The sequence below is a fragment of the Actinokineospora sp. NPDC051303 genome, from assembly GCF_055586285.1.
On sequence record NZ_JBVJIN010000008.1, the window covers coordinates 157,252 to 170,868 of the forward strand.

General features: G+C 71.7%; 16 protein-coding genes. 7 read left to right on the top strand and 9 right to left on the bottom strand.

Annotated features, from left to right (window positions below; all coding sequences use genetic code 11):
* Positions 1-15: 15 nt before the first annotated feature.
* Entirely contained in the window at positions 16-1,191 is a 1,176-nt protein-coding gene (locus ACZ6SD_RS09030) for an ROK family protein (protein WP_465316372.1), read from the top strand.
* A gap of 10 nt (positions 1,192-1,201) precedes the next feature.
* Here the strand turns inward: ACZ6SD_RS09030 and ACZ6SD_RS09035 are convergent, their stop codons facing one another.
* The 6 genes from ACZ6SD_RS09035 to ppgK all read right to left on the bottom strand — a co-directional run bounded on the left by ACZ6SD_RS09035 (position 1,202) and on the right by ppgK (position 6,091).
* Positions 1,202-1,798, bottom strand: a complete 597-nt coding sequence (locus tag ACZ6SD_RS09035) for a putative T7SS-secreted protein (protein WP_465316373.1) — start codon at positions 1,796-1,798, stop codon at positions 1,202-1,204.
* Positions 1,795-2,097 (bottom strand): hypothetical protein, encoded by a 303-nt coding sequence (locus ACZ6SD_RS09040; RefSeq protein WP_465316374.1) that lies wholly within the window; start codon positions 2,095-2,097, stop codon positions 1,795-1,797. The genes ACZ6SD_RS09035 and ACZ6SD_RS09040 overlap by 4 nt, the downstream gene beginning before the upstream one ends.
* 28 nt (positions 2,098-2,125) lie before the next feature.
* Complete coding sequence (locus ACZ6SD_RS09045; RefSeq protein WP_465316375.1) at positions 2,126-2,932, bottom strand: hypothetical protein; 807 nt, start codon at positions 2,930-2,932, stop codon at positions 2,126-2,128.
* A gap of 288 nt (positions 2,933-3,220) precedes the next feature.
* The gene (locus ACZ6SD_RS09050) at positions 3,221-3,403 is read right to left on the bottom strand and encodes a DUF7455 domain-containing protein (protein WP_091448963.1); all 183 of its coding nucleotides are present in this window, start codon (positions 3,401-3,403) and stop codon (positions 3,221-3,223) included.
* Positions 3,404-3,786: 383 nt separating this feature from the next.
* A complete protein-coding gene (locus ACZ6SD_RS09055) occupies positions 3,787-5,109 on the bottom strand; it encodes an RNA polymerase sigma factor (RefSeq protein WP_465316376.1) in 1,323 nt (440 codons plus the stop codon).
* Positions 5,110-5,329: 220 nt separating this feature from the next.
* Entirely contained in the window at positions 5,330-6,091 is a 762-nt protein-coding gene (gene ppgK / locus ACZ6SD_RS09060) for a polyphosphate--glucose phosphotransferase (protein WP_465316377.1), read from the bottom strand.
* A gap of 81 nt (positions 6,092-6,172) precedes the next feature.
* Here ppgK and ACZ6SD_RS09065 point away from each other — a divergent pair, with 81 nt between their 5' ends.
* Positions 6,173-6,970, top strand: coding sequence for an inositol monophosphatase family protein (locus tag ACZ6SD_RS09065; protein ID WP_465316378.1), 798 nt, complete (start codon positions 6,173-6,175; stop codon positions 6,968-6,970).
* Between the two features lie 494 nt (positions 6,971-7,464).
* Here the strand turns inward: ACZ6SD_RS09065 and cei are convergent, their stop codons facing one another.
* Positions 7,465-8,169, bottom strand: a complete 705-nt coding sequence (gene cei, locus ACZ6SD_RS09070; RefSeq protein ID WP_465316379.1) for an envelope integrity protein Cei — start codon at positions 8,167-8,169, stop codon at positions 7,465-7,467.
* 510 nt (positions 8,170-8,679) lie between these two features.
* On the opposite strand from cei, the gene ACZ6SD_RS09075 reads away from it, so the two are divergent.
* The gene (locus tag ACZ6SD_RS09075; protein WP_465316380.1) at positions 8,680-8,988 is read left to right on the top strand and encodes a DUF4193 domain-containing protein; all 309 of its coding nucleotides are present in this window, start codon (positions 8,680-8,682) and stop codon (positions 8,986-8,988) included.
* A gap of 182 nt (positions 8,989-9,170) precedes the next feature.
* Here ACZ6SD_RS09075 and ACZ6SD_RS09080 read toward each other — a convergent pair whose 3' ends face one another.
* Positions 9,171-9,692, bottom strand: a complete 522-nt coding sequence (locus ACZ6SD_RS09080; protein WP_465316381.1) for a DUF3093 domain-containing protein — start codon at positions 9,690-9,692, stop codon at positions 9,171-9,173.
* Positions 9,693-9,716: 24 nt separating this feature from the next.
* Here ACZ6SD_RS09080 and dut point away from each other — a divergent pair, with 24 nt between their 5' ends.
* Positions 9,717-10,205 carry a dUTP diphosphatase gene (gene dut / locus ACZ6SD_RS09085; protein ID WP_465316382.1) on the top strand — a complete coding sequence of 163 codons (489 nt, stop codon included), beginning with the start codon at positions 9,717-9,719 and terminating at the stop codon, positions 10,203-10,205.
* Positions 10,205-10,855 carry a DUF3710 domain-containing protein gene (locus tag ACZ6SD_RS09090; RefSeq protein WP_465316383.1) on the top strand — a complete coding sequence of 217 codons (651 nt, stop codon included), beginning with the start codon at positions 10,205-10,207 and terminating at the stop codon, positions 10,853-10,855. The genes dut and ACZ6SD_RS09090 overlap by 1 nt, the downstream gene beginning before the upstream one ends.
* Positions 10,856-11,408: 553 nt before the next feature.
* On the opposite strand, the gene ACZ6SD_RS09095 is transcribed toward ACZ6SD_RS09090, so the two are convergent.
* Complete coding sequence (locus tag ACZ6SD_RS09095) at positions 11,409-12,131, bottom strand: alpha/beta hydrolase (RefSeq protein WP_465316384.1); 723 nt, start codon at positions 12,129-12,131, stop codon at positions 11,409-11,411.
* A 96-nt stretch (positions 12,132-12,227) separates the two neighbouring features.
* Here ACZ6SD_RS09095 and ACZ6SD_RS09100 point away from each other — a divergent pair, with 96 nt between their 5' ends.
* Both ACZ6SD_RS09100 and ACZ6SD_RS09105 read left to right on the top strand, forming a co-directional pair.
* Positions 12,228-12,608, top strand: a complete 381-nt coding sequence (locus ACZ6SD_RS09100) for an OB-fold nucleic acid binding domain-containing protein (protein WP_091448954.1) — start codon at positions 12,228-12,230, stop codon at positions 12,606-12,608.
* Between the two features lie 13 nt (positions 12,609-12,621).
* Positions 12,622-13,488 carry a DUF3159 domain-containing protein gene (locus ACZ6SD_RS09105; RefSeq protein WP_465316385.1) on the top strand — a complete coding sequence of 289 codons (867 nt, stop codon included), beginning with the start codon at positions 12,622-12,624 and terminating at the stop codon, positions 13,486-13,488.
* The last annotated feature ends 129 nt before the right edge of the window (positions 13,489-13,617 follow it).

A 13,617-nucleotide genomic window follows, 5' to 3' on the forward strand; every position in this document is an offset into this window, starting at 1 on the left:
CGGAAAGGCGAGGCAGTGACCAGCTCACCCACGGCGGGCGCGCGGCCCGACGAGGTGCGCAGGCACAACCGCACCGCCCTGCTGCGCAGGCTGCACGTCGGCGGACCGTGCACCCGCGCGGCGCTGGCCACCGAACTCGGCCTCAACCGCAGCACCATCAAAGCCCTGGTCGACGGGCTGGCCACCTCCGGCGTGGTCGAGGAACGGGTGCCCCGGCTGCGCTCCGGCGCGGGCAGGCCGTCGCTGCTGGTGTTGCCGCGCCCGCACGCCGCGGTGGTGCTTGCGGTGGACATCCGGGTCGAGCAGGTGGCGATCGCGCTGGTCGGGCTCGGCGGCGAGATGCTGGGCCGCAACAGCTGGAACCTGCACGGCAAGGCCCGCGACCCCGACGAGCTGATCACCCACGTCATCGAGTCCACCCGCGTCCTGGTTGACGACCTGGGCGTGCGGATGATCGGCGTCGGGGTGTCGGTGCCCGGCGTGGTCCGCCGCCGCGACGGCTTCGTGCACGAGGCGCCGAACCTGCGCTGGAGCGGGATTCCGCTGGGCGACCGGCTGGGCGCGGCGCTGGCCGCCCCGGTCCGGGTCGCCAACGACGCCGAGATCGCCGCCCTCGCCGAGCACCTGCGCGGCGCGGCCCGCGGCTCCCTGGACGCGGTGTATGTCTCGGCGGACATCGGCGTCGGCGGCGGGGTCATCGCCGACGGCTCGACGCTGCGCGGCACGGCGGGCTACGTCGGCGAGCTGGGCCATATGGTGGTCAACCCGGCGGGCCGCGCCTGCTACTGCGGCAGCCGGGGCTGCTGGGAGACCGAGGTGGGGGAGCTGGCCCTGTGCCGGGCGCTGGACCTACCGGAGCACTCGCCGCGCGGCATGGTCGTCGCCGAGCTGCGGGCGCTGGCGGGGCGGCCGGAGCTGGTGGCCGCCCGGCTCGGTGAGTTCCGCGAGTGGCTGACCCTGGGCTTGGTCAACATCGTCAACGCGTTCGGCCCCGAGCTGGTGGTCCTGGGCGACCTGTTCACCGCGCTGCCTCCGGCCCTGGTGGCCGAGGTCGGCGCCGAGGTGGGCAGGCGCAGCCTGGTCAGCCGCGCGATCGGCGGCACCCGGGTGCTGGCCTCGGCGATGGGCTCGGACGTGAAGCTGGTCGGCGCGGCCGAACTCGCCTTCGAGCCGGTGTTGGACACGGTGTGAGCGCCTGGGACTAGTCCACGGGCACGAAGACACCGCCCAGGACAGTGGTGACCAGTCGCTCTACCGAGGCGCGGTAAGAGACCGGGTTGTCCCCACCGGTCCGCGGGTCCACGGCGCGTTCGTGCTCGGACGCGCTCAGAGTGGCCCGTTCCAGAGCCGAGAGTGTCCGCACGGGAGGCGGGGCGGGCAGGACCGGCGGCGGTGCGGGCGGGGCGGTGAGCTGGGCCGCGAGGTCGGCTGCGGCGCCGCGCAAGGCGGCGGCGGCCGACTCGGCCTCGGTGGCGAGCTGCCGCTGCCACTCGGCCAGGCGGGCCGCGCCAGCGTCGGGGGTGTACTTGGCCAGGGTTTGCAGGTGGGTCAGGGTCCGCTGGTAGCGCTCCAGCGCCCGCGCCGCCGCCTCGTGGCGGTCGCCGATGGCCGTCCACTGCTTGGCCAGCAGCAGCCGGAACTCGTCGTAGCCGTCGGCCGCAGCGCCGCGCCAGTCGTCGACGGCCAACGCGCGCAGGACGCTGCCCGCGCGCCAGAACCGCTCCTTGAGGTCGTCAAGCCGCTCGATCTCCCCCGCGATCGCGGCGCCGTTGCCGGGCAGGACGCCATCGGGGCTCACCGAGCGTCGGCCGATCCGTCGGCCAGCAGGCCCGCGTTGACCGCCTCGACGTCAGCGTAGGCGGCCGCGGTCTCGCTCAGCCTGCCCGCGCAGTCGGCGCCAGCGGACGCGACGCGCTCGGCCGAGCGGTACGACTGATCTTGGAACTCGGCCAGCGCCCCGGCCAAGATCGCGTCGCCGACCTCTGTCGCGGCCATGCTCCACTTGCGGCTTGTCGCGTCGGCGATGTCGCGGCTGAGCTGATCGATCGCCGCGGCCGTCGAGCGCAGCGCGGCCAGGTCGACCCGGTATTCGCTCATGATCCCCTCCCCGAGACCCGCGGCCAGGCTACCGGCTGTTCATCTCCGCGAGCACGTGGAAGGGCAGCGGCAGCGTGTCCTCGATTCGGGGGCCGGGGTCCACCAGCAGGCCGACCGCGAACGGGAGCGCGCAGATCCGGGCCACCAGGTCCGCGCCGCGCAGGCTCCGGTAATCGCCCCGCCACGGCGGCTGGGCCGACGGCCGGTGGTCGCGGACCCGGTCCAGCGCGGTGAACGCGCACATCCAGACCCCGGCGTCGGGCGTCGGCGCCACCAGGAACCGGCCGTCCTGGCTCACCGGCACGTGGACCAGGGCACGCGGGAACACCGCGGCCGGGTCGGAGCGGCCGTAGAGGCCCCGGGTGGCCTGCCGCAGCAACTCGGGATCGACCTCCTCCGGCGCGGGCACATCGGCCTGCTGGGCGGGGCCGGGCCGCGCGGGATCGGACTGGGAAGGGCCGAACCGGAGACGGTCGGGCTGGGCAGAGTCAGACTGGGGAGAGCTGGCGGGCTGGGGAGAGCTGGACTGGGCGGAGCCGGGCTGGGCGGCCAGCCACAGCGCCCGGATGCGCTCGACCTCAGCGGGCACATCGGCCGCGGGCATCGACTGCCGGGCGAGGACCAGCGCGAGCGTCTTGACGCTGCTCCACCGCGACGGCGCCCCCTTGAGGATGCGTCGGACGGTCTCGTGGCTCAGCGAGTCGGGCAGGTCGTGGTCGAGGCGGATCAGCTCGCTGAGCCGACGCAGGCCCAGGCCGTGGGAGCGGTCGCGCAGGCGTCCGATCGCCTCGGTGAGAGCGGCCTGCTCAGCGCTCGGCGGGTCGCCGTCAGCCACCACTGCCCCCTGCCACTGTCAAAGATCGTCACATCGCGTCAATGAGTGTGGCAGGACGCTGGCCGTGGCGGCGGCGGTCCGTCAAAGTCCGTCAGTTCACGCCACACCGCGCCAACCTGTCGGTCGCCCCGGGCAGGATTGGTGATGTGGCCGAGCGGGGGCAGCCAGTTCGGGGGCGGACGGGTGGGGGACTCGTCCGGGCATCGGCCACGGGGGAAAACGGAACGGGCGGGACCCCGCTGGGGGTCCCGCCCGCTTCCGTCGAGCAGCAGTGACAAGGGCAGAAGATCAGCCCTTCTGGAGCTCGGCCGCCAGCTCGCGCAGTCGGTCCTCGTGCGCACGGGCGTGGTGGCCGCAGAACAGCAGTTCTCCTCCGGAGGGAAGTACGGCGCGAACCTGTGCGGCGGCCCCGCACCGGTCGCAGCGGTCGGCAGCGGTCAGCTCGGGGCGGGTGAGCGTCGTCGTCGTCATGGGAGTTCTCCCTCCGTCCCGGCACCGGAATGGCCCGGTGCCCTCATCGGCTGCGGGTCACGGAGGCGGGAAGCTCCGCCGTGCTCGCACTTCCTACTCTTACAGACGCAGGGGCCTTTGGCAGTGTTCCCGCGCCTGCTGTGAAACTCCGTAACCCTTGATTAACCCGGTTGGCCCAGACAACCCGCTGGAAACCGCGTCTACGCAGGGAATACCCCGCCCGGAAACCGATCAGACACCTAGTGATCAGGTGACCGTGTTCACCACGGGCGAACACGGCTTTCGGCCGCGGCGGGACGCCGGAGCCCTCCTGTGACGCCAGACGCCGCCCGGCGGGAGTCCCGAGGGCGGCGTCTGGAGCACAATCATGAACCCTGTTCGCGTTATTCCAGGTAGTCGCGCAGCACCTGCGAGCGCGACGGGTGCCGCAGCTTCGACATGGTCTTGGACTCGATCTGCCGGATGCGCTCCCGGGTGACCCCGTAGACTTGGCCGATCTCGTCCAGGGTGCGCGGCTGGCCGTCGGTCAGGCCGAAGCGCAGCCGCACCACGCCCGCCTCCCGCTCGGACAGCGTCGCGAGGACCGACTGGAGCTGGTCCTGCAGCAGCGTGAACGACACCGCGTCCACGGCAACCACGGCCTCGGAGTCCTCGATGAAGTCGCCGAGCTGGCTGTCGCCCTCGTCGCCGATGGTCTGGTCGAGCGAGATGGGCTCCCGGGCGTACTGCTGGATCTCCAGCACCTTCTCCGGGGTGATGTCCATTTCCTTGGCCAGCTCCTCCGGGGTGGGCTCGCGGCCCAGGTCCTGGAGCAGCTCGCGCTGGATGCGCCCGAGCTTGTTGATGACCTCGACCATGTGCACCGGGATGCGGATGGTGCGGGCCTGGTCGGCCATCGCGCGGGTGATCGCCTGCCGGATCCACCAGGTGGCGTACGTGGAGAACTTGTAGCCCTTGGTGTAGTCGAACTTCTCGACCGCGCGGATCAGGCCGAGGTTGCCCTCCTGGATCAGGTCGAGGAACGCCATGCCGCGGCCGGTGTAGCGCTTGGCCAGCGACACCACCAGCCGCAGGTTCGCCTCAAGCAGGTGGTTCTTGGCGCGCTCGCCGTCGCGGACGATCCAGCGCAGGTCGCGGCGGAGCTGCGGCTGGAGCTTCTCGTTCTCGTCCTCGGACTTGCGCACCCGCTCGGCGGCGTAGAGGCCAGCCTCGATCCGCTTGGCGAGCTCGACCTCCTCCTCGGCGTTGAGGAGGGCGACCTTGCCGATCTGCTTGAGGTAGGCCCGGACGGAGTCGGCCGACGCGGTCAGCTCGGCGTCCTTGCGAGCCTGCCGCAGCGCCTCGGACTCCTCCTCGTCCCAGACGAAGTCGCCGTCCTTGCCCGGCTCCTTGGGGTCTTTCTCCTCGGGCTCCTCGACGGCCTCCTCGACCGGCTCGACCTCGACCTCTTCGAGGTCGGACAGGTCGGGGTTGTCCGGGTCGTCGGGCTCGTCGCCCTCGGGACCGTCGCCCGCCTTCTTGGCGCCGCCCTTCGGGGCGGCGGCCTTCTTCGGAGCGCGCGCGGCGGACTTGGCGCCGGGCGCCCTCTTCGCCGTCGTCTTGCTGGCGCCGGTCAGCTCGTCGTCCTCGGGCTGCGCGCTCTTGGTCGTCTTGGCGGCGCTCGCCGACGCCGTCGAGCGTCGGGTTGCGGTTCGTGCGGCTGCCACGTACGCCCTTTCACAACTGTCCATCACGACGGCGGCCCGGATAGGTGGAAAACGCCTGGTCGCTGCCGGAGTTCGGGGGAGTGCCCGGTGGCTTGTTCAGCCGCGGACCTGTTCCATTGTAGCGACGCGCGGCGTGGCCTGAGGAAACGCCAAGGTCGAAGTGTCGGCTGGCCGGTGTTTCCCCGGGCCAGGGCCGGATTGACCAGCCGAATCGACCCGGTCAGCGCTCGATGGTGGACTCGGCGGCCACGGCGGCGCCGACGATGCCCGCGTCGTTGCGCAACTCGGCGGCCACCACCCGGGTCCGCACGTCGAGCAGCGGCAGCCACTTGTCCGCCTTCTTGCTGACCCCGCCGCCCGCGATGATCAGATCCGGCCAGATCAGGTTCTCCAGGCCGCGGATGTAGCGGCTGACCCGGGGCGCCCACTCCTCCCAGGACAGGTCGTTCTCCTCCTTGACCGACGCCGCCGCCCGCGTCTCCGCGTCGTGGCCGTCGATCTCCAGGTGGCCGAACTCGGTGTTGGGCACCAGCTTGCCGTCGAGGAACAGGGCGCTGCCGATGCCGGTGCCGAAGGTCAGCAGCACCACGACGCCGTCCTGGTCGTCCGGCCTGCCGTAGCGGATTTCGGCCATCCCGGCGGCGTCGGCGTCGTTGAGCACCACGACCTCGCCCTCCTGCCTGCCCAGCCGCTTGGTGAACAGCGCGGCGGCGTCGGCGCCCAGCCAGGACTTGTCGATGTTGGCCGCGGAGTAGGCGACGCCGCGCTTGATGACCGCGGGCAGCGTCACGCCAACCGGGCCGGTCCAGCCGAACTGCTCCACGATCTCGGCCACGACGTCGGCCACCGCGTCAGGGGTGGACGGCGAGGGCGTCGGGATGCGCACGCGCTCCCCGACGAGCTTCCCCGCCTCCAGGTCCACCACGCATCCCTTGATGCCCGAACCACCGATGTCCACTCCGAAACCGCGGGCTGCACCCATCCCCGGGTCCTTTCCTACTCGATTCAGTAGCGTCCGCCGCAGACATTAGCCGCCGCCGCCCGCTTGTGGTCGTATGACCGGGTGAGCACCACCGAACAGACCCTGGCCGACATCGCCCTCGCCGTCGCCGCCGAGGCGGGCGACCTGGCCAGGACGAGCCGGAACACCGCCATCCACGACGTCGACACCAAGAGCACGGCCACCGACGTGGTCACCGCGGCCGACCGGGCGGCCGAGCGGCTGATCCGGGCCCGCCTGGCGCAAGCGCGCCCCGGCGACGCCGTGCTCGGCGAGGAGGACGGCGGCGCCACCGGCGCCGGGGTGACCTGGGTCGTCGACCCGATCGACGGCACCGTGAACTACCTCTACGGCTACCCCTGGTACGCGGTGTCGGTGGCCGCCCAGGTCGACGGCGTGTCGGTCGCGGGGGCCGTGGTCGAGCCGGTCTCGGGCAGGCGGTGGACGGCGGCGCTGGGCTACGGCGCCTGGCTCGACGGCGAGCGGCTGCGGGTGTCCGAGCCAGCCGGGCTCGACGTGACGCTGGTGGCCACCGGGTTCGCCTACTCGCCCGAGCGCAGGAAGGCCCAGGCGGCGGTGGTCGGCGCGCTGCTGGGGCAGGTGCGCGACGTGCGCCGCTGCGGCTCGGCCGCGCTGGACCTGTGCGCGGTCGCCGCTGGCTGGGTCGACGGCTACTGCGAGCGCGGGCTGTCCCGCTGGGACTGGGCGGCGGGCGCGCTGATCGCGGCCGAGGCAGGCGCGGTGGTCGCGCTGCCGGGCGAGGCGCCGGACCTGGGCGCGGACGCGGTGTTCGCCTGCGCGCCCTCGGTGTCCGACGCGCTGCGCGCCACCCTGGCCGACTGCGGCATGGGCGCGTTCTGAGCCCGACGCCCAGCGGCGTTCCACGCCGAACGGCAAGTCACGGGTGGCGGCGGGTGTCGACTGAGGTTCTGGGGCGGGTGCCGGGCGGTGTTCCGGGCCGAGGGTGACGTCGCGTTCCGAGGTCGGGCGGTGTTCGGCGTGGAGTGGCGAGTCGCGGGTGGCGGGTGTCGAGTGGGGTTTTGGTGCGGGGTGGTGGTTCGGGCAGAGGGCGAGGTCGCGTTCTGAGGTTGAGCGGTGTTTGGCGTCGGCTGGCGAGTCGCGTGTGGAGTGAGGTTTTGGGGCGGGCGCCGGGCGGTGTTTCGGGCCGAGGGTGAGGCCGCGTTCTGTGTCCGGGCGGGGGCCTGTGTGGAGAGGGGTGGCGCGTTTCCGGCCGCCGCGTTTCGGGGCGGGTTCTCGGATGGGTGCCGGTGCGCCCGCTAATCGGCCGGGTCGGGTCCTGGGCCTGTCCGGCCGGGGGCCGGGCGGCTGGTCGACGCGGCTGGCGGGCATGGGGCTCAGCAGCGGACGGCTCGGGCCGCCTGGAGCAGGGAGCTGTCGACCGGGGCGGCGGTGGAGCCGTCGGTCGCCAGGCCGCCCTGGTCGCCGGGATTGGTCATCGTCCACTCGTTGAGCTGCTCAAGGACGCGGCGGCCCTCCGGCCGGGGTTGCAGGTGGTCGAAGGTCCGCCCGATGGCGAGGTCGACCGTGGCGTCCTGCCGGTCGTCGCGGACCAGTTCCGCGCACGGCTCGACCAAGCTCAGCGTGCGCGCGGCGCTCATGCCCTGCTGGCCGAAGCGGATCTGCGCGCGGCAGTTGAGCGAGCCGTCGCGGTAGAGCACGTCGTTGTCCGGCGGGGCGATGCGGGTGAAGCCGAGCTCGCGCAGCGTCTCGGTGACCGCGCCCGCCTGGCGGTTCTGGCCGCTGGCGTTGACCACCCGCACCAGGGCGTCGGCCGCGGGCGTCGGCGCGGTGCGGTCGAGGGAGTCGCGGGTGAGGGCCTGGCCGAGGGTGGGCAGCGACTGGCCCTCGACCGGGACGATCGAGGGCGGCGGGTCGCACGCCAGCGCCTCGGTGCCGTCCTTCTCAGCCTGGATCACGTTGTACCAGACGGCCGCGGCCGCCACCCCGAGGACGATGACGAGGGCGATGGCGGGAAGCGGCCGCCGCTTGCGGTACCGCTGGGGTGACCTCGACGTGCCCCGGCTCAGACTTCCTGCCACCACGTGCGGGCCCTCCCTACGGACGCCATGCCCCACCCCCGTGGACATCACCGATCGGGTCTCCCCGACGTCGACTGTCGTTGCTGATCAGCCTATTCGTTTCCGCCCGACTCGCCGCACAAGGCCCGAGACCGGACGCCCCCTCTTAGGGAAGCGCACGGCGACAGCGCGATCGCTCACTGTCGTCGCCATCGGCATCGCACCATGTGGACGGGTGCGGAACAAGGAACGTCCTCCCCGCGCCGACCAGGCCATGTCACTCGAATGTCCGAGAGGGCACAGACCGAAACACACCCTCTCGGGTGATGCTCTGCACGGGCGGGTCGCGCATGGGCTACCCTCTGCCCGCTCCGGTCGCCGAAGACGCCCAGCCGAATCGATTCCGATGGGTCTGCAAACCTGACGCGGCCAGCGAGACCTCCGTCACGTGATTGGCGGGCACAAACCGGGGCCCTGGAACGTTGACCAGCGGCACGACCACATCCTGAAGGACCGCAGGGGTGAAAGAAGATGGCGACCGACTACGACGCACCACGACGCAGCGAGGCCGACGATCTCGCTGAGGACTCCCTAGAGGAGCTCAAGGCGCGGCGCAACGAGACTCAATCCGGCGTCGTCGACGTTGACGAGACCGACACCGCGGAGAGCTTCGAACTGCCCGGCGCAGACCTGTCCGCGCTGTCCGGTGAAGACCTCACCGTCCGCGTGGTGCCCAAGCAGGCCGACGAGTTCACCTGCTCGAAGTGCTTTCTGGTGCACCACCGCAGCAGGCTGGCCGAGGACAACGGCGGCGTTTTCGTCTGCCGCGACTGCGCCTGACCAGTCGGCGGCAGGCCGTGGGACCGGCAGGCCGCGCCCAGCGCGCACATGGGGGACAGCCGGGTGACCGAACAACGGGAGCCCGGCTGTTGCTTATGCCCGCTCGCCGCCGCGAGCGGGCTTGACCGGTTCGGGAACCCCTGTCGGTTCGCCGAGTCCTGGTCCGGCTTCCTTTTGGCGTCTTAGCCCGTCTCGGTCCTTGCCCGGCTCTGACGCTCCTCGCGCATCGCCGCGGCCAGCCGCTGCGGGTCCCGGACGCTGAACACCCAGTAGGGCGTCGGGTCGTCCGGGTCGGTCACCCGCACCCGCACGACCGGGCCGACCCAGCTCCGGTGCAGCACGAACGCCGCTGGGTCCAGCTGCGAGCCCAGCGCGTGGCGCTTGTCCTTGGCGGTGAACGCCGTCATCTCCCCCGCGAACTCCAGCGGCAGGTGCGCGTCGGCGACCCACAGCTCGCCGTTCTCCACCTTGACCGTGGTCTGGCCCGCCTTCCACAGCAGCAGCAGAGTCAGCGGCATGATCAGCGCGTACGGCAGCCACGCCCGCACACCCGGGTAGCCCATGTGGATCTCGGCGGCGAGCAGCCCGGCGGCCAGCAGCGGCAGCGGCCACCAGTACCAGGTCACCCGCAGCCGCTCGACGTAGCGCGGACCAGCCTTCGCGGTGGAAGCGGTGCGTGCGCCCGTCCCTGAGGTGTCGGTCACGGACCCAGGGTAGTCTCGCCGCTCGTGTCCAGCGTGGAGGTCCTGCTCACCCGGTTGGATCCGGACGTGCCCATCCCGACGTATGCCCGACCGGGTGACGCGGGGGCCGATCTGGTGACGACCGTGGACGTCGTGCTCGCCCCCGGGGAACGGGCGCTGGTCGGCACCGGCGTCGCGATCGCCCTGCCAGAAGGCTACGCGGGCTTCGTGCACCCCCGCTCCGGGCTCGCCGCCCGGCTCGGCCTCAGCGTGGTGAACACACCGGGCACGATCGACGCGGGCTACCGCGGCGAGATCAAAGTCTGTTTGATCAACCACGACCCGCGTGAGCCCATCGCGTTGCGCCGAGGCGACCGCGTCGCGCAGCTGGTGGTCCAGCGGGTCGAGCACGCGGTTTTCCGCGAGGTGGCCGAACTGGGGCAGACCCAGCGCGGCGCTGGCGGACACGGGTCGACCGGCGGGCACAATGCGCTCGCAGGGTCGGCGGGGTCGGGACACAGGACGGAGGACTAGTGGCACTGTTCGGGCGCGGGCGTCGCAAGCGTGAGGCCGCAGAGCCGGTGGGGGTGTCCGAGCACGCGGACGCCGACTTCGACGCCGAGGACGACCTGACGGCGGTCGAGGCCCCCGACGGCCCCTACGACGAGGCCGACGCCCCCGACGACGAGTTCCCCCGGCTCGACCTGGGCTCGGTCCGCATCCCCGTCCCCGACGGCGCCCAACTCCAAGTCGAGATGGACCCCTCTGGCCCGGTCCGCGCTGTGCACGTCCTCACTGGAGTCGGCCAGCTCACCCTTAACGCCTACGCCGCCCCTCGCTCCGGCGGCCTGTGGCGCGAAGTGTGCGGGGAACTGGCCGAGCAGCTTCGCGGTGACGGGGCCACTGTCCGCAGCGCGGTGGGTGACTGGGGGCAGGAGCTGATCGCGAGTCTCGGTGAGGTCTCCTTGCGCTTCGTCGGCGTTGACGGGCCGCGCTGGATGCTCCGCGGTGTCGTCGCGGGGCCCCCGGAGATCGCTGAAACCAGCGCGAGGGCGTTGCGGGAACTGGTGCGGAACACGGTTGTTGTGCGCGGCTCGGCTCCGATGCCGGTCCGTACTCCGCTTCAGATCGATTTGCCGCCTGCTATTGCTGAGCACATCGCTGCTCAGAATCAAGCTCAGTAGGTCGCTCGATCGGGTGGTGTTGGGCCGTCTATGACCTGATCGGGTTGCTTGACGGCGGAGTTATCCACAGGCGGGGTGGTCCCTCTTTCCCTGCGCTGACCTGCGGCGATAGACTGGGGCGGGGTCAGCCCCCAGGGTGGGTGGGGCTTTGTTGTGGGCCTGGTGTGTGGTGGGGCTGGATCGGGTGGAGTGGTTTCTTCGGGGCCCCTACGAAGAAGATCGCCCGTGTGAAAGAGGGTGGGAAGCCTGCGGCCTCACACGCGCTGCCAGCTTAGCGATCTTCCTTCTCCCCCGAAGAAACCACTCCACCCGATCCAGCACTTGGCGGGCGTGGGGCGCCAAGGGTGGGGGTTGGGTTTGCCTGCCGGGTTTGTGCTGTCACTGGGGTGCGTCGTAGGTGGTCAGTGGTGGCTTATCCGCGTGTGTGGGGCTGTTCGCTGTCAGGTGTGTCAGCGCGCGTGTGTGTCAGCGGGTTGCGCGAGGTGGTCGTCTTTACTTGCGCAGGTGGGGTGTTGGCCGCTGTCGTCGCTGGTGGGGTTTGGGGTGGGGTGGGTCAGTAGCGGAGGTGGGCGCGTAGCCAGCCGAGGACTGCGGCTCGGCCTAGGGCGGCGGGGTCGGCGCCGATGATTTCCAGGCGGGTGGAGCAGAGGGCCGCTGCGGGGAGGGCCGCGGCCCAAGTTTTGGCTACTTCGGCTGGGTGGACTGGGTCGTCGGTGCAGGCGGCTATGCCGGTGGGGATGTTGAGGTCCGCCAGTTGTTCCGAGGTGGGGGCGGGGCAGGCCGCGGCTGCTTCTAGGGAGTCGGCTAGGCCGTCGCCGTAGGCGGTCCAGGCTCGGGTTAGTTCCTCCGCCAGCCAGGGGGCTACGCCGTGCACTGCTGAGGCCAGGGCGGCGGTGGTGCCGCGGGCGCGGACGTCTGCCGCGCTGTAGGTGGCGGCCAGCGCGGCTGGGGCGCCGTTCGCGGGGCCGCACCAGCCGGGGAGGGCCAGCAGCAGGCCCGCGCACCGGGCCGGGTTGCGGGCCGCCCAGGAGGCCGCCAGGTGGGCGCCCAGGGAGATGCCGCCCGCGATGATCGGGCCCGCCGCTGCTGCCTCGTCCAGGGCCGCCAGATGGGCTCCCACCAGGTCCGGGCCGGGCACCGGGGCGGGGGTGACGACCGGCACTCCCACCACCGCCAGCGGCGCCTCGAAAACCGACCGGACGAACACATCATCCGACCCCGTTCCGGGTAAGAGGACGGCCGTGTGCCGGGTGTTCAGCGGCTGGGTCACACTCACGTTCCGATCCTTGTCCCGGTAGTGGGGCGCGCGGTTACGCTGATTGTGCATGGGTCGGTAGTCGGGGCCGGCCCCCACCACAGGAGACGACTGCGCATGGGCGGCACCAAGGGGGACGGATATTGGCACCGTCTCGTCAAGAAACTCACCACGGACGTGGAAGAGCTTGACGCGGACGACCTGTCCACGCGGGCCGAGGCGCAGGGCGCCCAGCGCGCGTGCGACTGCCGATCGGGTGAAGAAGTCACCGTGTTCGGCCGTTTACGCAGTGTTGAGTTGTGTCCGAGGGACGCCGCGGCCACCTTGGAGGCCGAGCTGTTCGACGGGACCGAGGGTGTGACACTAGTCTGGCTCGGTCGACGTCGGATACCGGGCATCGAGCCCGGCCGCACGGTCAAGGCCCACGGGCGGATCGCGGTCCGCGACGGCCGCAAGGTGCTCTACAACCCGTACTACGAGCTGCAGACGGCTCCATGACGAAACCGGTCTTATGACGAAACCGGCCGCTGAGGTCAACCAGTCCGGCGATCCCGCGGGCAGCGACGTCGCTGCCGCCGCGACCGCCCCCGCCCGCCCGGAAACCGCCGGACCCGGCTCCGGATCAGACGCTGTCGAATCGGACTCCGCCGGATCGGACACCGCCGGATCGGACACCGCCGAATCGGACGCTGGCGAGGCGCCGGAGAGCGCGCCGACGCTGCTGGAGCAGATGGGCGGCATCAGCGGCCTGGTCTACTCGTCGGTCCCGGTCGTGGTGTTCGTCCTGGCGAACGCGTTCTTCGGGCTCACGCCCGCCATCTGGAGCGCCCTGGGCGCGGCGATGGCGATCACCGTGCTGCGGGTCGTGCGCAAGGAGCCGCTGCAACCGGCGATCTCCGGGTTCTTCGGCGTGGGCATCGCCGCGTTCATCGCCTACCAGACCGGGTCGGCGAAGGGGTTCTTCCTCTTCGGGATCTGGACGAGCCTGGTCTACGGCGGCGTCTTCGCGCTGTCGGTGCTGGTGCGGTGGCCGCTGGTCGGCGTCATCTGGTCGGCGCTCAACGGCCACGGCCAGGGCTGGCGGCAGGACAAGGCCGCGCGCCTCGGGTACGACATCGCCACCCTGACCTTCGTGGCCGTGTTCGCCGCCCGCTACATCGTGCAGAAGTGGCTCTACGACGAAGACCTCACCGGCTGGCTCGCGTTCGCCCGCCTCGCCATGGGCTACCCGCTGTTCGCCGTCGCGCTGGCGGTGACCGTGTGGGCGGTCCGCAGGGCGCAGCGCCGGATGGCCGAACTGGAGCCGGACGAGTCCGACGAGGACAGCGACGAGGCCGTCGAGGCGGCGCTGCGCGCCAAGTACGGGGAGCCCAGCTGACGGGCCGCCGCGCCGCTTCTCGCCGCCTTGGTTTTCCTTCGCGGTCTTACCCGCACCACTTCCCTGAGGCCGTCGCCCAGCCGGGCGGCGGCCTCGGTGCTGTCCCGCCCCGTTCTCCGTCCGCTGCCT